This is a genomic window from Novosphingobium sp. AP12, from assembly GCF_000281975.1.
Lineage (GTDB): Bacteria > Pseudomonadota > Alphaproteobacteria > Sphingomonadales > Sphingomonadaceae > Novosphingobium.
On the sequence record NZ_AKKE01000121.1, the window covers coordinates 39,764 to 55,518 of the forward strand.

General features: G+C 68.2%; 18 protein-coding genes. 6 read left to right on the forward strand and 12 right to left on the reverse strand.

The features are described from left to right. The first annotated feature begins 51 nt into the window (after positions 1–51). On the forward strand, positions 52–2,415 hold the full coding sequence (locus PMI02_RS16055; RefSeq protein ID WP_007684726.1) for a bifunctional diguanylate cyclase/phosphodiesterase: 2,364 nt from the start codon (positions 52–54) through the stop codon (positions 2,413–2,415). Between the two features lie 356 nt (positions 2,416–2,771). After that, the gene (locus tag PMI02_RS16060) at positions 2,772–3,719 is read left to right on the forward strand and encodes an MBL fold metallo-hydrolase (protein ID WP_007684728.1); all 948 of its coding nucleotides are present in this window, start codon (positions 2,772–2,774) and stop codon (positions 3,717–3,719) included. 24 nt (positions 3,720–3,743) lie between these two features. Here PMI02_RS16060 and purQ read toward each other — a convergent pair whose 3' ends face one another. Both purQ and purS read right to left on the reverse strand, forming a co-directional pair. Continuing rightward, positions 3,744–4,421 (reverse strand): phosphoribosylformylglycinamidine synthase subunit PurQ, encoded by a 678-nt coding sequence (purQ, locus tag PMI02_RS16065; protein WP_007684731.1) that lies wholly within the window; start codon positions 4,419–4,421, stop codon positions 3,744–3,746. Further along, positions 4,421–4,657 (reverse strand): phosphoribosylformylglycinamidine synthase subunit PurS, encoded by a 237-nt coding sequence (gene purS, locus PMI02_RS16070; RefSeq protein ID WP_007684732.1) that lies wholly within the window; start codon positions 4,655–4,657, stop codon positions 4,421–4,423. The genes purQ and purS overlap by 1 nt, the downstream gene beginning before the upstream one ends. 183 nt (positions 4,658–4,840) lie before the next feature. Here purS and PMI02_RS16075 point away from each other — a divergent pair, with 183 nt between their 5' ends. Both PMI02_RS16075 and PMI02_RS25960 read left to right on the forward strand, forming a co-directional pair. Next, the gene (locus PMI02_RS16075) at positions 4,841–5,746 is read left to right on the forward strand and encodes an SDR family NAD(P)-dependent oxidoreductase (protein WP_007684734.1); all 906 of its coding nucleotides are present in this window, start codon (positions 4,841–4,843) and stop codon (positions 5,744–5,746) included. Between the two features lie 79 nt (positions 5,747–5,825). Next, positions 5,826–6,494, forward strand: a complete 669-nt coding sequence (locus PMI02_RS25960) for a DUF4328 domain-containing protein (RefSeq protein WP_007684735.1) — start codon at positions 5,826–5,828, stop codon at positions 6,492–6,494. Positions 6,495–6,519: 25 nt separating this feature from the next. On the opposite strand, the gene PMI02_RS16085 is transcribed toward PMI02_RS25960, so the two are convergent. The 5 genes from PMI02_RS16085 to PMI02_RS16105 form a co-directional block, all read right to left on the reverse strand. Then, a complete protein-coding gene (locus PMI02_RS16085) occupies positions 6,520–7,248 on the reverse strand; it encodes an EF-hand domain-containing protein (RefSeq protein WP_007684736.1) in 729 nt (242 codons plus the stop codon). A 45-nt stretch (positions 7,249–7,293) separates the two neighbouring features. Beyond that, complete coding sequence (locus tag PMI02_RS16090; RefSeq protein ID WP_007684737.1) at positions 7,294–7,674, reverse strand: DUF2794 domain-containing protein; 381 nt, start codon at positions 7,672–7,674, stop codon at positions 7,294–7,296. 5 nt (positions 7,675–7,679) lie between these two features. Continuing rightward, entirely contained in the window at positions 7,680–8,414 is a 735-nt protein-coding gene (gene epsC, locus PMI02_RS16095; protein ID WP_007684738.1) for a serine O-acetyltransferase EpsC, read from the reverse strand. Between the two features lie 85 nt (positions 8,415–8,499). Then, on the reverse strand, positions 8,500–9,147 hold the full coding sequence (locus PMI02_RS16100; RefSeq protein ID WP_007684739.1) for a hypothetical protein: 648 nt from the start codon (positions 9,145–9,147) through the stop codon (positions 8,500–8,502). Between the two features lie 13 nt (positions 9,148–9,160). After that, positions 9,161–10,447 (reverse strand): hypothetical protein, encoded by a 1,287-nt coding sequence (locus PMI02_RS16105; RefSeq protein WP_007684740.1) that lies wholly within the window; start codon positions 10,445–10,447, stop codon positions 9,161–9,163. Between the two features lie 70 nt (positions 10,448–10,517). Between PMI02_RS16105 and purM the strand changes: the two genes are divergently transcribed. Both purM and purN read left to right on the forward strand, forming a co-directional pair. Further along, positions 10,518–11,621: a phosphoribosylformylglycinamidine cyclo-ligase gene (purM, locus tag PMI02_RS16110; RefSeq protein WP_007684741.1), complete on the forward strand. Its 1,104-nt coding sequence runs from the start codon at positions 10,518–10,520 to the stop codon at positions 11,619–11,621. After that, positions 11,614–12,576, forward strand: a complete 963-nt coding sequence (gene purN, locus PMI02_RS16115) for a phosphoribosylglycinamide formyltransferase (protein WP_007684742.1) — start codon at positions 11,614–11,616, stop codon at positions 12,574–12,576. Before purM ends, purN begins: the two co-directional genes overlap by 8 nt. 3 nt (positions 12,577–12,579) lie before the next feature. On the opposite strand, the gene PMI02_RS16120 is transcribed toward purN, so the two are convergent. From PMI02_RS16120 to PMI02_RS16135, 5 genes are all read right to left on the reverse strand, one after another. Further along, positions 12,580–12,825, reverse strand: a complete 246-nt coding sequence (locus PMI02_RS16120) for a hypothetical protein (protein WP_007684743.1) — start codon at positions 12,823–12,825, stop codon at positions 12,580–12,582. Between the two features lie 97 nt (positions 12,826–12,922). Beyond that, a complete protein-coding gene (locus tag PMI02_RS27220) occupies positions 12,923–13,063 on the reverse strand; it encodes a hypothetical protein (RefSeq protein ID WP_007684745.1) in 141 nt (46 codons plus the stop codon). Positions 13,064–13,194: 131 nt separating this feature from the next. Then, positions 13,195–13,617 carry a nucleoside-diphosphate kinase gene (gene ndk / locus PMI02_RS16125; RefSeq protein ID WP_007684747.1) on the reverse strand — a complete coding sequence of 141 codons (423 nt, stop codon included), beginning with the start codon at positions 13,615–13,617 and terminating at the stop codon, positions 13,195–13,197. 127 nt (positions 13,618–13,744) lie between these two features. Next, positions 13,745–14,182 carry a DNA polymerase III subunit chi gene (locus PMI02_RS16130; protein ID WP_007684749.1) on the reverse strand — a complete coding sequence of 146 codons (438 nt, stop codon included), beginning with the start codon at positions 14,180–14,182 and terminating at the stop codon, positions 13,745–13,747. Between the two features lie 23 nt (positions 14,183–14,205). Next, positions 14,206–15,669 carry a leucyl aminopeptidase gene (locus PMI02_RS16135; RefSeq protein WP_007684752.1) on the reverse strand — a complete coding sequence of 488 codons (1,464 nt, stop codon included), beginning with the start codon at positions 15,667–15,669 and terminating at the stop codon, positions 14,206–14,208. Positions 15,670–15,755 lie beyond the last annotated feature (86 nt).

Sequence of the window (15,755 nt, forward strand, 5' to 3'; positions counted from 1 at the left end):
GTGGCCAATACTTAACTTAGCCCTAACTCTTTTTCCGTTACCTCTTGGCGCGTGAACACTGCCGCGCCCGCCAGCAAAGCCCTGCCGAGAGAACTGCCCGTTCTCGCCGTGCTGGGCCTGTCCGATCCAGCGGACGGCGACTGGTCGCGGCTGCGCGGCCTGCAATACGCGACGCTGCGCCGGACGACACTGGCGCGGATCGCGGTGCATGAGGTTGCGGCTCTCGCAGCGGCGATGCTGGTGTGGGAAAAGATCGCCCTCACCGCCATCGGTGCCTGGCTGGTCCTCATCGCGGTGACGCAGTGGCACGGTTACCGCGTCGACCGCTCGCTTGCGGATGCCGACCGCCGCCGGATCTCGCGGGACGAGGTGAAGGCGCAGCTGGTCGGCTCGATCGGCAACGGCCTTGCCTGGGCGCTCCCGCTAGGGGGGCTGGGCCTGTTCATCGATCCGCAGACGCAGGTGAAGGTCTGGACGGTGCTCGCCATGCTGATGGCCGCGTCGGTGATCCTTATTCCGGCGGTGCCTGTCGCCACCCTGACTTTCTCGGCCATCGTCGGCGGGTCGGCAGTGGCGCATTTCCTGCTTACGGCCAGCTATGACATGGCCGCGATATCGCTGCTGTTCATGGGGATCGTCGTCATCGGCGCGATCGAGGGCGCGCGGCGGTACATGGGCGCCAAGATCGCCGAGGCGGGCATGGTGGAGAGGGACGAGGTCGTCTCCCTGCTCCTGCGCGAGTTCGAGGAAGGCCAGGCGGACTGGCTCTGGCAGATCGATACCGGCCGCCGCGTCCGTTCGGTTTCGCCGCGCTTCGCCTACGCGCTCGACCGCGAATCTGCCGAGGCAGAGGGCGTGCCGCTCGTGCAGCTCATCGCTGGCCCCGCCTGGGAGACCGGCCAGTTCCCCACCAGCCTCCACGACCTTGCCGAGCGGCTCAAGCGGCGCGAGCACTTCTCCAACCTGCTGGTGCGGGTCACCATCCGCGGACAGGCCCGCTGGTGGGAGCTCTCCGGTACCCCTCGCATCAACGAGCACGGCGTCTTCGAAGGCTTTCGCGGCGTCGGTTCGGACGTGACCGAGGCGCGCGAGAATTCCGACAAGATCGCCTGGCTCGCCCGTTACGACACCCTCACCGGCCTGCCCAACCGCATGATGGTCACCGAGACGTTGGGGACGGCGCTCCAGCAGGCCGATAAATGGCGCACGCGCTGCGCCTTCCTGATGATCGACCTCGACCGGTTCAAGGCGGTGAATGACACCCTCGGCCATCACGTCGGCGACCAGCTGCTCGCGCGGGTATCCGAGCGGCTCAAGGAGCAGATGAGCGAGAACGAGCTGTGCGGGCGTCTCGGCGGCGACGAGTTCGCCATCGTCGTGCGCGACGCCTCCGACCTCAGGCATGTCGAGCAGGTGGCCCGGCGCGTCATCCAACGGCTGTCGCAGCCCTACGAGATCGACCACAACACCCTGTTCGTCGGCGCCTCGATCGGTTCCGCCGTGGGGCCGCGCGACGGGTCGAGCGTCGAGACCCTGATGCGCAACGCCGACCTTGCACTCTACCGCTCCAAGGACATGGGCGGCAACACGCACTGCACTTACGAACCCGCGCTCCACGCCCATGCCGAGGAGCGCCGCAAGCTGGAATTCGCGCTGCGCCGCGCGCTGGAGCAGGACGAGTTCCACGTCGTCTACCAACCCGTCGTCGACGCGACGAGCGAGAGCGTGGTCAGCTTCGAGGCGCTGCTGCGCTGGAACAATGCCGAGCACGGCGCCGTCAGCCCCGCCAAGTTCGTGCCGCTCGCCGAGGACACCCGGCTCATCGTGCCGATCGGCGAATGGGTCCTGCGCGAGGCATGCCGCGAGGCGACGAACTGGCCGACGCATGTGCGGGTCGCGGTCAACGTCTCGGGCGAGCAACTGCTCGACCAGCACTTCGTCTCCAGCGTCGTGACCGCCCTGTCCGCCAGTGGGCTGCCCGCCAGCCGCCTCGAGATCGAGGTCACCGAGAGCATCTTCCTGCGCGACGCCAGCCTCGCCCGCGCAGCGCTGGAGCAGATCATGGCCCTGGGCTGCGCGGTGGCGCTGGACGACTTCGGCACCGGGTATTCCTCGCTCGGATACCTGCGCAAGCTGCGGTTCTCGACGATCAAGGTCGACCGCTCCTTCGTGCAGGGCGCTGCAACCGGCAATGCCGAGAGCCTGGCGATCATCCGCGCCGTGGTCGCCATGGCCGACAGCCTCGGCATGTCGACCACCGCCGAAGGCGCCGAGACCGAGCAGCAGGTGCAGGTCATTCGCCAGCTCGGCTGCCGCAAGATCCAGGGCTACTTCTTCGGCCGCCCGATGTCCGCCAAGGACGCCGGTGCCCTGTTCCGCAGCCAGGCGTACCTTTCCAAGCAGAACGTCGCCTGACTCCGCAAGGCGACACAGGTTTACACGGTTGACACGGTCCAGGAGCGAAACTGCCGATCTGGACCCCGGAAGTGTCGCCTTGCGCCGAAAAAGTGTCGCCTTGCGCGCCGAAAGTGTCGCCTTGAGCGCCGAAGGTGTCGCCTTGTAGGTTACAGGTGTCGCCTTGCGCGGAAAAAAGTGTCGCCTTGTGAGTGACACCTGTCACGCTGCAAAAGGCGAGGTGGCGAGGGAGGAAACCAGCGGGCCGGGTCATCCAGCGGATATACCGCGGCGCGGTCCATGTAGGAAAGCGCGGCCTGCCTGTCCGAACCCGACAGAACGTTTGCCAAACGCGCCGCAACGCATAGTCTGGCCCCATGCAGCCAGCCTCCACCGCCCGCCCCTGCGCGACCATCGCTCGCGCTCTCCTCCCGCTCGGCGCGGCCGCACTGCTGGTCGGCGCCGCGCCCGCGCCGAAACCCCTCCACTTCGACCACTGGATCGACGGCACGGCGGAAAGCGAGCCCGAGATGCAGGTCCAGAAGATCGACGCCGACACCTTCGTCATCCGCCAGTCGGTCCGCACCAACTTCGAGGCGCCTTTCCTCTACCTCCTGTTCGGCAAGGACCGCGCCCTGCTGATCGACAGCGGCGCCGGCGGGCTGAAGATCCGCCCGGCGATCGACCGGCTGATCGGCGAATGGCAGGCCAGACACGGCAACCGCGCCATCGACCTCGTCGTCGCGCACTCGCACAGCCACGGCGACCATCACGAAGGCGACGACGAATTTCGCGCTCGCCCCCGCACCACCGTCATCGGCCTCGCGCCCCAGCAGGTCGCCAGCTTCTTTCAGGTGAAGGACTGGCCGCGCAGCACCGGCAGCATCGACCTTGGCAAGCGCGTGCTCGACGTGATCCCGACGCCCGGCCACGAGCCGGCGCACGTCATGGTTTACGATGCCCGCACGAAGCTGCTGTTCTCCGGCGACATGCTCTATCCCGGAAGGCTCTACGTGCCGCTCGACAAGTTCGGCGATTTTCGCGCCAGCGCCGACCGGCTGGCCGCCTTCGCGGCGACCCATCCGGTCCGGGCGCTACTGGGCGCGCATATCGAAATGACGACCACGCCGGGCCAGGACTATCCGATGGAAGCGCCGACCCATGTCTCGGAACGCGCCCTCCCGCTGGCGCCCTCGGTGATCGGCGAACTTCAGAAAGCCGTGGACGGGGCGGCGGACAAGGCCGCCAACGGAGGCCCCGCACCAACGATCGACCGGCACGCCGACTTCATCGTCTACCCACGCCCGCCAAGACCGGCTGCCTGACGGATTTCGGCTACCGAAGCGGCGTCAGGCCCCCACCAGTCCCCGGATCGCGCTTTCGAATAGGCCGCGCCCGTCGGTGCCGCCGTGGGTGGTCTCGATGGCGCGCTCGGGGTGCGGCATCATGCCCAGCACGTTGCCCGCATCGTTGAGCAGGCCGGCGATCGCACGGGCCGAGCCGTTGACCTCCTCGGCATAGCGGAAGGCGACACGGCCCTCGCCCTCGAGGCGGTCGAGCGTGGCTTCGTCGGCGAAGTAGTTGCCGTCGTGATGGGCGACCGGGATGCGGATCACCTGCCCGGCTTCATAGGCCGAGGTGAACAACGACTGCGCGTTGGCGACTTCCAGCGCGACCTCGCGGCAGACGAAGTTCAGGCCGGCGTTGCGCAGCAGCGCTCCGGGGAGCAGTCCGCTCTCGGTCAGCACCTGGAAACCGTTGCACACGCCGAGCACCGGCACGCCGCGCTCCGCGGCGGCGACCACGGCCTTCATGATCGGCGAGCGCGAGGCGATCGCGCCGCAGCGCAGGTAGTCGCCGTAGGAGAAGCCGCCCGGGACGGCGATGAAGTCCAGTCCGTCGGGCAGTTCGCTGTCGCCGTGCCAGACGCGGTGGGGCGCGGTGCCCGACACCTTCTCCAGCGCCACCGCCATGTCGCGGTCGCAGTTCGAGCCCGGGAAGGTGATGACGGCGGAGGTGAAGGCCATCAGGCGGCCACCTTCTCGATGCGGTAGTTCTCGATCACCATGTTGGCGAGGAGCTTGCGGCACATGTCGTCGATCGCCTCGTCCGAGACGCTGTCGGCCACGTCGAGTTCGAACAGGCGGCCGGCGCGCACGTCGTTGACGCCCGCGAAGCCGAGGCCCTCGAGCGAGTGGTGGATCGCGCGGCCCTGGGGATCGAGGACGCCGGGCTTGAGGCTGACGTGGACGCGGACTTTCATCGCAGGGCCTTTCGGTGGCGCAGATTCGTTCGGAGCGCCTATGACTCCTGAGGGCCTTCGAAGCAAGTCGCAGGCGTCCGTGACGGGACGGGAACGCGAAGGAATGCCCGCCATTGAACGCTCGGGCCCAACCTGCCATCTGATCGCAGAGGCCGGTTCGGCCCAGACGGAGTTTCAGATACGATGACCATCTCCTTTGCCGGACAGGTCGCGGTGGTCACCGGCGCGGGCAATGGCCTGGGCCGGGCCTATGCGCTGGAACTGGCGCGGCGCGGAGCGAAAGTCGTCGTCAACGACCTCGGCGCCGCGCGCGACGGAACCGGCCATTCCGAGGCGGCGATGGCCGTGGTCGATGAAATCCGCGAGGCCGGCGGCGAGGCGATGGCCGACGGCGGCGACGTCTCCGACTATGCGCAGATGGAGCAGATGGCCGCGCGCGCGAAGGAGGCATGGGGCGGCGTCCACGTCCTCGTCAACAACGCCGGCATCCTGCGCGACCGCACCTTCGCCAAGATGGACCCGGCCGATTTCGAACTGGTCGTGCGCGTCCACCTGCTCGGCAGCGCGTTTGCCACCAAGGCCGTGTGGGACACGATGCGCGAGCAGAACTACGGCCGCGTGCTGATGACCACCTCGTCCTCGGGCCTCGGCGGCAACTTCGGGCAGGCCAACTACAGCGCCGCGAAGGCGGGCGTGCTGGGCCTCGCCCGCACTTTGCGGCTGGAGGGCGCCAAGTACGGCATCCGCGTCAACTCGATCTCCCCGACGGCCGGCACGCGCATGACCGCCGACATCTTCCCGGACGACGCCTACAAAGCCTTCGAGCCCGAAAACGCCGTGCCCGCCGCGATTTTCCTCGTCTCGAAGGACGCCCCCACCGACGCCATCGTCGCGGCGGGCGGCGGCGTTTTCCAGGGCGCGTGGATCACCATCAACGATGGCGTGCTACTCCCCGAAGGCCAGCGCAGCGCGGAGGATGTCGCCGCAGCCTGGTCCGCCATTTCCGATCGCACGGGCGCCCACGTCGTCGAAAACGGCATGGAGCAGGCCCAGCACGCGCTGGCGATGCTGCTGAAAGCGCAGGACTGAGACGCGGCGCTATCCCGGTTGACGTAAGCGCGAGCGGCGGGCAGCTTGGCTCCCGCAGCATTCGGGGGAAAGCCGCAGCATGGACTATCTTTCACGGCGCGACAGTTCGCGCCTGCTCACCATCGCGCGCGTCACGCAGGTGTTCATCTGGATCTACGTCGCCGTCTGGGCCGTGGAAGCGCTGGCGAACGCCTGGTCGCTCAGCATGATGCTGTCCAACGGCTTCGGCCGGCCGACGTTCATCGTCCTGGCCGTGCGCGGCCTCGCCATGATGCTCGGATCGCTGGTGTTCCTGCCTACGGCGGTGCTGTTCCTGATCTGGTTCCACAAGGCGATCGCCAATCTCCACGAGGCCGGCCTCGCTGGCCTGCGGGCGCGGCCGGGCTGGACCGTGGGCAGCTTCTTCGTGCCGGTCGCCAACCTCTTCGTGCCGTTCCGCGCCATGCGCGAGTTGTGGAACCGCAGCCACGGCGAGGACGAATGGCAGGCCGAGGGCGCCGTCGGCGATGTCGGCATATGGTGGACATGCTACCTCGCAGGCACCCTGCTGGTCGCTTTCGTCACGGGCACCCGCTTGTTCAACCTCCTCACCAACGCCGTGGTCATGACACCGCGGGGGGTGCACGAGATGCTGAGCCTGTGCGGCACTGGCATGTGGTGCGTGTCCGGCGTGTTCCTGGCGCGTATCGTCGGCAAGGTGAGCCAGGCCCAGCAGTCGCTGTCCGACGACCGACTGACGTTCATGTAAGCGGGCTCGGTCCCGCCGCCTGACCTCAGCGCGGCGGACCGCCCGGAGGATCGCCGCGCCCGCCCGGGCCGCGTCCGCCGGGACCGCCTGCGGGGCGCAGTTCCTGCGGCGAGAGTTCGCCGTCTCGGTCCTTGTCGGCCTCGTCGAAGTGCCTGCCTTCGTAAGCCAGCAGTTCCTCGAGGCTGACGCCGGCGTCGTAGTTGGTGTTGGCGCTGGCGATCACGGTGCCGTTCAGAGGCTCGATCATGGCGGCGATCACGTAGCCGTCCTCGCCTTCCGGGCTGGGCATGATGGCATCGGCGACCGGGCCATTGCGGTCGCCGGAGGCCTGCGCGTCGCTCGATGCGACCGAGCCCATCTGCTTCTGCCAGACCATGAACTCGGCCGGGGAAACATTGCCGTCGCGGTTGGTGTCGACCGCCGCGAAGCGCGCGCGGATGGTCGCCTCGCGCCGTGCATCGACGACGCCGTGCAGTTCGGCTATGGTCACGGTGCCGTCCTTGTTGGCGTCCGCCTCGCGGAACATGCCGGTGACGAGCTTGTCGAACTGCTTGCGCTTGACCGCCTTGGGCGGGCGCGGGGGCGTGGGGCGCCCCTCGCCCGGCCCTTCGCCGCCGCCCATGTCACCTCCCATGCCGCCGCCTCCCATGCCTCCCATCCCGCCGCTCATGCCGCCCGGCATGTCCTGGGCCAGAGAGGCGGATGAGACCAGCGACAGCGAGGCCGCGACGACAATCAGGGATATCTTGCGCATCAGGCCGCTTTGCACTCTCGTTTTGCAGGAAGATTTCAGGTCAGCTCAGTCCTCGACGACCTTGAGCAGCTTGCGCTCCAGCGGACTGAGCACGTTGGACAGGTCGTGCCCGCGCTTGAGCACCTGGCCGACTTCGCCGAACAGCGTCCACATGCCCTGCTTGCCGCGCAGTGCCGGGCGTTTCTCGATGCGGGCCTGCGGGCGTTCGGCAGAGCGGCGGAAGGCGCTGAAACTTGCCGCCTCCCGCGCGAAGTCCATAGCGTAATCGCGCCACAACCCGGCGGCGACCATGCGCCCGTAGAGGTCGAGGATGCGCTGGAGTTCCATCCGGTCGAACCCGACCTGCAACGGCCCGGTGCTGCGTCCGCCGGGAAAGGCGACGACGCTTCCGGTTATCGAACTGCTACCCTGCGGACCTGCTGCCATTCAGTTCAGATGCCCTTCAACACCGGCTCGCCAGCTCGTTCGGAAACGCGCTCCTGCTGCTCGCGCTCAGCCAGCAGGGCTTCGACACGGGCACCGAGGCGGGCGACCTGCTCCTCCAGCTCGTCGATCCGCTGCTCGCTATGGCCGCGCTGTCCGCCTACGGGCTCGCAAGGTTCTTTGCAGGGGGTGCCGTAGGGCATGAAGTCCTTGGCGTAAGTTTCCGCCTTCACGAGCGTGGAGCGGGCCTTGACGCCGATCATCGTCGCACCCTCGGGCACGTCCTCGGTCACCACCGCGCTGGCGCCGATGCGCGCGCGGCGGCCGATCGTGACGGGTCCGATGATCTGTGCGCCCGAACCGACGATCACGTTGTCGAGCAGTGTCGGGTGGCGCTTGCCGCCGACGCCGTTGGTGGGGTTGGAGCCGCCCAGCGTCACGCACTGGTAGATCGTCACGTTGTCGCCGATGATCGCAGTCTCGCCGATCACGGTGAAGCCGTGGTCGATGAAGAAGTTTCTCCCGATCTCGGCGCCCGGATGGATGTCGATCGCGGTCAGGAAGCGCGAGAGATGGTTGACGACGCGGGCAAGGAAGAACAGGTCGGCGCGAAACAGCGCGTGCGCGATGCGGTGCCAGAATACCGCCCATACGCCGGGATAAAGCAGCACTTCCCAGCGCGAACGCGGTGCGGGATCGCGCGCGACGATGGAATCCAGGTAGCGGACAAGATTACCCAGCATTGCCCGAAACTCCCATCAATCGGCCCTGTTTGCAACTCTCGTGCGACATCGTTGCCCTCATGGCGGCCCTCACGCCCCCGAATGTCTAAGCCAGGCCGCCGCCTTTAGTCTCAATCAGGGCGTCGCGCCAGATGGCCATGGTGGGCGCCGCCTTGCGTTCCAGACTGAGCCTGTCGATCGCGGCGACCAGATTTTCCACGCCTAGGTGGCTACGGGTACAACGTCCTGCAAGGTATTGAGTTGCCGAGTCGTCGAGAACCAGCCCGCGCATCTCGGCGTGTACCTCGATCAGCGCTGCCAGCATGTCGTCGTCGGGCTCGCCGATCTCGAGGTCGAGGGCGGCGCCGAGGCGCGAGGACAGGTCGGGCAGAGCGACGCGCCACCGGGCGCCCTCGCCTTCCGCTCCATCGGCTTCATCGGCGCCCGGCGCGAAGCGGCGATCGGCGACGATCAGCAGCGGGCGGCCGCTTTCCTGCGCGCGGTTCCAGCGGTGGAACAGCTCGGCCTCGTCCATGTCCTGCGCGTCGTCGATCACGTCGACCGCCCCGGACGCGCCGAACCAGCGCGCCAGCAGCGACTTGCCTGAACGCGGCGGGCCGGAGAGGATCGCGGTGTGGAACGGCCACTTGCCGGGCTCGAGCAGCGCGTCGACCACGCCCGCGTTCGCCGTGCCGACGACGATGCGCGGAGGACTGTCGCTCGCGGCGGACAGCGGAAGGGCGATCTGCCTCATCGCGAAGGCAGCCCTAGCGGCTGATCCTCAGCGCGCCGCCCCCGCTGGACACCTTCCAGCCCTGCGCGCGCAGGGCCGAGGCGAGGCGCTCGGAGCCTCCGGCCACCGTCACCCGCATGACCGAGGTGCCGCCGATGGCGAGGCTGACGGTTGCCGCGCCCTGGACGCCCGGCACACCGCGAACGGCGGCCAGCGCCGCGTCGACGGCGGCGGCATCGGGCGTCGCGAACTGGACGGTGACGGCCTCGGTCGGCGCGCCGGTCACGTCTTCCGGGCGGATCGTGGGGGCCGGGAGCGGGATGACCGGAGCCAGGTCCTCGTCACCCTTGGGCATGAGCTTCTGGCGCAGTTCCTCGAATGCGCGGTCGAGCGCGGCGCCGCCGGCAAGGATCGTCGGGTCGGGACGCAGCTGGCCCTGCATCAGTGCGTCGCGGTAGAGCCCGTCGATCCGCGCGACAGCCTCGTCCATCATGCGCGGCAGTTCAGCCTCGCTCGCCGCGGTCATGGTGAAGCTGCCGAGGAAGGTGTTGTCCGGGCCGTAGCGCGCGGTGAAGGTGCCGTTGATCGGACCGCCGGGCCACTGCCTTTCGAGCCGCGCGACGGGGCTCACCACGTCGGACGCCTCGAACTGCCCGAGCACGGTGCGCCACCACAGGCGGCTGCGGCGACCGGCCTGACCGGCGGTGAGGATCAGCGATTCGCCGCCCGAGCCGGTCGGCCGCACATAGTCGACCGGGCTGGTGGAGGTCTGGAACTCGGCCCAGGCGCGCTGCCACGGACCGCGAACCTCGAAGACCTGCCGCACACCGCCCGATTGCAGCACCGGGATCAGCAGCAGCGGCGCCGAGCGCGGGCCTACACCGGCGGCGCTGCCGGCGCCCCCCACGTACTGCCCGGCCTTGGCCTTGTCGAAGATGACCCCGAGCGTGGCGATGTAGCGGTGCGGTCCGACCTGTTCGTGGCCGATGACCACCGAGGAGACCATCGCATCGATCGATTCGATCGGCATGTCCGGCCCGCCCAGCTTCTTCCAGGCTTCCTTCTGCGCCTGCTTCCACCCGGCGATCCGCGCCTCCGCCCCGGTCTTGCCGGTGACGTCGACCTGGATGCCGTTGACCTGGATGTCCTCGGAATTGGCGAGCGGGGCGATGCCGCGGTCGCCTTCGATCTGGGCGATCAGCTGCGCTCCCCCCAGCGCGGCGAGCGCGAGCAATGCCGCTCCGCCCCACGCGAAGGCAGTTTTCCTGGACGGACCCTTGCGGGCAGCCCGCGGGATTTTTGGGGAGATCGTGAACGCCATTGTCGAAACCGGGGGCCTTTTGCCCAAACGGCGATGGAAATCCAAGCCACAAAGCGCTAGGCGCGCCGACATGTCCGACGATAACTCTCCGAAGAGCTATAGCTACGAGCAGGCAGGCGTCTCGATCGCCGCCGGAAACGCGCTGGTAAAGGCCATCGCCCCGCTCGCGAAATCCACCGCGCGTCCGGGCGCAGACGCGGAGCTTGGCGGCTTCGGCGGCTTCTTCGATCCGCGCGCGGCGGGCTACAAGGACCCGCTGCTGGTCGCCGCCAACGACGGCGTCGGCACCAAGGTCAAGCTCGCGATCGACCACGACCGGCACGACCAGATCGGCATCGACCTGGTCGCCATGTGCGTCAACGACCTCATCGTCCAGGGCGCCGAGCCACTGTTCTTCCTCGACTATTTCGCCACCGGCAAGCTGGAAAGCGGCATCGCCGAGCGAGTCGTCGCCGGCATCGCCGAGGGCTGCAAGATCTCCGGCTGCGCGCTCATCGGCGGCGAGACCGCTGAAATGCCCGGCATGTATGCGGCAGGCGACTACGACCTCGCGGGCTTCTGCGTCGGCGCGGTGGAGCGCGGCGAGCAGCTCACCGGCGACAAGGTGGCTTCGGGCGACGTGCTGCTGGGCCTAGCCTCGTCGGGGGTGCATTCGAACGGCTACTCGCTGGTCCGTCGTCTCGCCGAAGACAAGGGCTGGAAGCTGAACCGCCCCGCCCTGTTCGACTCCGACACGCTGCTGATCGACGCGCTGATCGCGCCTACGCGCATCTACGTGAAGAGCTTGCTGCCGTTCATCCGTGCCGGGCGCATCCACGCCCTCGCCCACATCACTGGTGGCGGCTTGCTCGAGAATATCCCGCGCGTTTTGCCCAAGGGCCTCCACGCGCGAATCGACGCCGACGCCTGGCCCCAGCCGCGACTGATGGCGTTCCTGCAGGCGCAGGGCCACATCGAGCCCGCCGAAATGGCCCGCACCTTCAACTGCGGCATCGGCATGGTCCTCGCTGTGGCAGCGGGCGAAGCCGCCGCGCTCAAGACCGAGCTGGAAGCGGCGGGCGAGACGGTCTTCGTGATCGGCGCGATCGAACCCGGCGAAAAGGGTTGCACCGTACAGGGCTCGGCCGAGGCATGGTCCGCGCGCGAGGCATGGGAAGCAGTCCACCTTGGCTGAGGCTCGCCCTCGCCAGAAGGTCGCCGTCCTGATCTCGGGCAGCGGCACCAACATGGCCGCCCTGCTCTACGCCAGCCGGGCGGCCGACTGCCCCTACGAGATCGTGCTGGTCGCCGCCAACGACCCCGAGGCGAAGGGTCTGCGCCTTGCAGAAGCCGAGGGCGTCGCGACTTTCGCGCTCAGCCACAAGGGGATGAAGCGCCCCGAACACGACGCGGCGATGGACGCCGCGATCCGCGCCAGCGGCGCGCAGTGGGTGGCGCTCGCCGGCTACATGCGCATCCTGACGCCCGAGTTCGTCGGCAAGTGGGAAGGCCGGATGGTCAACATCCACCCCTCGCTCCTGCCCAAGTACACCGGGCTCCACACCCACGACCGCGCGATCGAGGCGGGCGACAGCCACGGCGGCGTCAGCGTCCATCTGGTGACGGCGCAACTGGATGACGGCCCGGTCCTCGGCCAGACGCCGGTCGCCATCCTGCCCGGCGACACCGCCGACACCCTCGCCGCACGGGTGCTGATCGCCGAGCACCAGCTCTATTCGCGCTGCCTCGCCGACCTCGTCACCCGCGAGACGAGCCCCGAATGGCTGCTCCGGCGCGTGCGCGAGCGAGCCATGGCCCAGCCCGAGGCGGAGGAAACCACCAGTCACGGCATGGCCTGTTTCGGCATCGTGAAGGGCAAGAAGTTCGCCTATTTCAGCGCCGACCACCATGGCGACGGCCGCGTGGCCCTGCTCGTCAAGATCAGCGGACCCGAGGAACAGGCCATGCTGATGGAGCAGGACGAAGAGCGCTACTTCCGCCCCGCCTATTTCGGTGATGGCTGGATCGGCATCCGCCTGGATCTCGGCGATACCGACTGGGACGCGGTTGCCGACTGGCTCGCCCGGTCGTGGCGCGCGGTGGCGCCGAAGAAGCTTGCCGCGCTGATGAACGCCGCCGACGGCTTCTGATCTTCAGACCTCGCTGTAGTCCACCTGGGGCCGGCTTTCGCGCGTGCCGCGGTAAAGCTTGGCCGGGTCCTGCGGGTCGCCGGCGATCATGACGTGGTCTTCGTGGACTTCGACCAGGGTGCCCGCGAAGGGAAAGCCTTCGAGGCTGCCGTTGACGCGGAAGCTCACGGTGTCACCGATCTTGAAGGTCTTCTCGTCGAAGTTGAATTCGAAGGGGCAGCTTTCGCTGGCTTCGCCCATGCCTTGCATCGTGCTTCTCCTTTGCGGGGCATCGTACAGCAGCGATCCAGGGTGGATCAAACCCAATCGCAAGAGATGGGCAGCGCCGCGCCGATATCGCGCCGGATCAGTGCGAGGAGAGCGGCGCCGCGTGCGCTTCCATCGGGTTCAACCTCGTCGGCGCGTTCGTGCCCGATGCGAGCGACACGAGGACGGCACCCAGGAACGACAACGAAGCGGCTATCATGATAGTCTTGCCCATCGACATTCAGCCCCCTGAACGAGGCCCACATCCGGACCTGCGGCGGGGCTTACCGTCGCCGGACGAGTCGCTGCAAAGAAAAAGGCCGCCGAAACCGGCGACCTTCGTCCTTGTTACAGAGATTTAATCCCCGCGCTTCAGCCGACCAGTTCTTCCGGCTTGAAGAAGTAGGCGATCTCGATCGCGGCGTTCTCTTCCGAGTCCGAACCGTGGACCGAGTTGGCTTCGATCGATTCGGCGAGTTCCTTGCGGATCGTGCCGGCATCGGCGTTCTCGGGGTTGGTGGCGCCCATGATGTCGCGGTTGCGCTTCACGGCGTCCTCGCCCTCGAGGACCTGGACCACGACCGGGCCCGAGATCATGAACGAAACCAGGTCGTTGAAGAAAGGACGCTCGGCGTGGACGGCGTAGAAGCCCTCAGCCTGCTCCTTGGACATCTGGATGCGCTTCGAGGCGACGACGCGCAGGCCGGCTTCCTCGAGCATCTTGGTGACCGCGCCGGTCAGGTTGCGGCGGGTGGCGTCGGGCTTGATGATCGAGAAGGTGCGGGTGACGGCCATGGGACGGTTCCTTGCAGATACGGTGCGTGAATGTTGCGCGGGCCCCTAGCCGGGTTTGCGGGAAGCGGCAAGTCGAGTGTCGAGACGGTCACGCCGCCGTACCCGTCGCGGCGCGCACCGACGGCCGTCAGCCCGCCTGGACCCAGCGGCCGCCGTCCTGCTTCCAGTAGAAGTGCTCGACGCCCTCCCGCGCGCGCAGGTCGCGCCAGACCTGGCGGGCGTGCTGGACCGTTTCGTCGTCGAACAGGAAGAAGGTGCGCGCGAAAGGGCTCGCCCCCTCGCGCCACCGGCCGTCGGCGATGGCGAGAAAAGTCGCGCCGTTGGCCGGCTCGGGCGTCTCCGAGAGAAGGATCGGCTGGCGCTCCTCGTGCCCCTCGCCCGCCTGGCCGTGGGCGAGGAAGGTCTCCGGCCCCAGCGACCACAGCGCGCGCGAGATACGCTCGCGCTGCTGCGGATCGCCCGAGACGACGAGCAGGCGCGAACCGTCCGAGACCACCTTGCGGGCGATCAGCGGCAACGCCGCCTCGGCGGGGTCGCGGCTCAGCTGGTAGAAGTCCACGCGCACGAGCCGCTCCCCCGGATTGCCGATCAGGCTTCGAGGGTGTCGCGCACGAAGCGGTCGAGCAGGCGCACGCCGAAGCCCGAGGCGCCCTTGTCCCAGGTCGCGCCGGGCTTGTCGGTCCACACGGTGCCCGCGATGTCGAGGTGCGCCCAGGGCGTATCGTTCTCGATGAAACGAGCCAGGAACTGCGCCGCCGTGATCGAGCCGCCGGAGCGCGGCCCGACGTTGCGGATGTCCGCGATCGGGCTGTCGATCATCTTGTCGTAGGCCGGGCCCATCGGCATGCGCCACAGCCGGTCGCCCGAGGCATCGCCGGCCGCATTCAGCTGCGCGGCGAGATCGTCGTTGTTCGAGAACAGGCCGGCGTATTCATGCGCCAGGCTGAGGATGATCGCGCCGGTCAGCGTGGCGAGGTCGACGATCTTGGCGGGCTTGTATTCGCGCTGCACGAAAGTCAGCGCATCGCACAGGACGAGACGCCCTTCGGCGTCGGTGTTGATGACCTCGATGGTCTGGCCCGACATCGAGGTGACGACGTCGCCGGGGCGCTGGGCGTTGCCGTCGGGCATGTTCTCGACGAGGCCGCACAGGCCGATGACGTTGGCCTTCGCCTTGCGGAGCGCGAGCGCGAGCATCGTGCCCGCCACCGCGCCGGCGCCGCCCATGTCCCACTTCATGTCTTCCATGCCGGCGGCCGGCTTGATCGAGATGCCGCCGGTGTCGAAGGTCACGCCCTTGCCGACGAAGGCCACGGGCTTCTCGCCCTCGGGGCCGCCCAGCCATTCCATGACGAGGATGCGCGCGGGCCGCACCGACCCCTGCGCGACGCCGAGCAGCGAGCCCATGCCGAGTTCGCCCATCTCCTTGTCGTCGAGCACGCGAATCTTCAGGCCGGTGCCTTCCATGCGCGCCTTGCAGCGCTCCACGAAGCTCTCGGGATAGATGATGTTGGCGGGCTCGGTGACGAGTTCGCGGGTGAAGGAAACGCCTGCCGCAATGGCCTGCTCGACTTCCCACGCCGCCTCGGTGCCTTCCGGCGCGCCGACCACGGTGATGTCGGTCAGGCTCGGCCTCGCGTCGGGCTTCAGCTTGGTGTGGTACACGTCATGGCGCCACGAACGCAGCACCGCGCCCAGCAGCGCGCCGGCAGCTTCTTCAGCGGTGAGGCCGGCGCCGGTCAGGTCGAGCGTCAGCGCGGTCTCGCCGCTGGTCAGGTACTTGGCGACGACGGACGCGCCCGCGCGCTCGATCGCGCCCTTGCGGTCCTTGGCCGAAGCCTCGCCGATGCCGGCTAGCGCCACGCGCACGACTTGGCCGCCGCGATCCACATATCCCTCGAAGACCTGCCCCGCCTTGCCCGAGAACCGTGCCATCTTCGCACCACCTGCCAGCACCGGCTCGATGTCGGCGGGCACCGCGTCCTGGTTTACGAAGCGGGCAACGAGGCGTGCAGAAGTGTCGGCAGCCGCGTCAAGGAACTGGATCTTCATGGATTCTCCTGGATTTCCCCGGTGAAGCGCCGATGTTGTGCGCTTCACCGCATGACTGGATTGCAGTTAGGCACAGCCGGTGCGAT

What these genes read in the sequence shown, in the direction of transcription:
- PMI02_RS16060 (WP_007684728.1), top strand. Translation starts at nt 2,772, where the DNA reads ATGCAGCCAGCCTCCACCGCCCGCCCCTGCGCGACCATCGCTCGCGCT.
- purQ (WP_007684731.1), bottom strand. Translation starts at nt 4,421, where the DNA reads ATGGCCTTCACCTCCGCCGTCATCACCTTCCCGGGCTCGAACTGCGAC.
- purS (WP_007684732.1), bottom strand. Translation starts at nt 4,657, where the DNA reads ATGAAAGTCCGCGTCCACGTCAGCCTCAAGCCCGGCGTCCTCGATCCC.
- PMI02_RS16075 (WP_007684734.1), top strand. Translation starts at nt 4,841, where the DNA reads ATGACCATCTCCTTTGCCGGACAGGTCGCGGTGGTCACCGGCGCGGGC.
- PMI02_RS25960 (WP_007684735.1), top strand. Translation starts at nt 5,826, where the DNA reads ATGGACTATCTTTCACGGCGCGACAGTTCGCGCCTGCTCACCATCGCG.
- PMI02_RS16085 (WP_007684736.1), bottom strand. Translation starts at nt 7,248, where the DNA reads ATGCGCAAGATATCCCTGATTGTCGTCGCGGCCTCGCTGTCGCTGGTC.
- PMI02_RS16090 (WP_007684737.1), bottom strand. Translation starts at nt 7,674, where the DNA reads ATGGCAGCAGGTCCGCAGGGTAGCAGTTCGATAACCGGAAGCGTCGTC.
- epsC (WP_007684738.1), bottom strand. Translation starts at nt 8,414, where the DNA reads ATGCTGGGTAATCTTGTCCGCTACCTGGATTCCATCGTCGCGCGCGAT.
- PMI02_RS16100 (WP_007684739.1), bottom strand. Translation starts at nt 9,147, where the DNA reads ATGAGGCAGATCGCCCTTCCGCTGTCCGCCGCGAGCGACAGTCCTCCG.
- PMI02_RS16105 (WP_007684740.1), bottom strand. Translation starts at nt 10,447, where the DNA reads ATGGCGTTCACGATCTCCCCAAAAATCCCGCGGGCTGCCCGCAAGGGT.
- purM (WP_007684741.1), top strand. Translation starts at nt 10,518, where the DNA reads ATGTCCGACGATAACTCTCCGAAGAGCTATAGCTACGAGCAGGCAGGC.
- PMI02_RS16120 (WP_007684743.1), bottom strand. Translation starts at nt 12,825, where the DNA reads ATGCAAGGCATGGGCGAAGCCAGCGAAAGCTGCCCCTTCGAATTCAAC.
- PMI02_RS27220 (WP_007684745.1), bottom strand. Translation starts at nt 13,063, where the DNA reads ATGTCGATGGGCAAGACTATCATGATAGCCGCTTCGTTGTCGTTCCTG.
- ndk (WP_007684747.1), bottom strand. Translation starts at nt 13,617, where the DNA reads ATGGCCGTCACCCGCACCTTCTCGATCATCAAGCCCGACGCCACCCGC.
- PMI02_RS16135 (WP_007684752.1), bottom strand. Translation starts at nt 15,669, where the DNA reads ATGAAGATCCAGTTCCTTGACGCGGCTGCCGACACTTCTGCACGCCTC.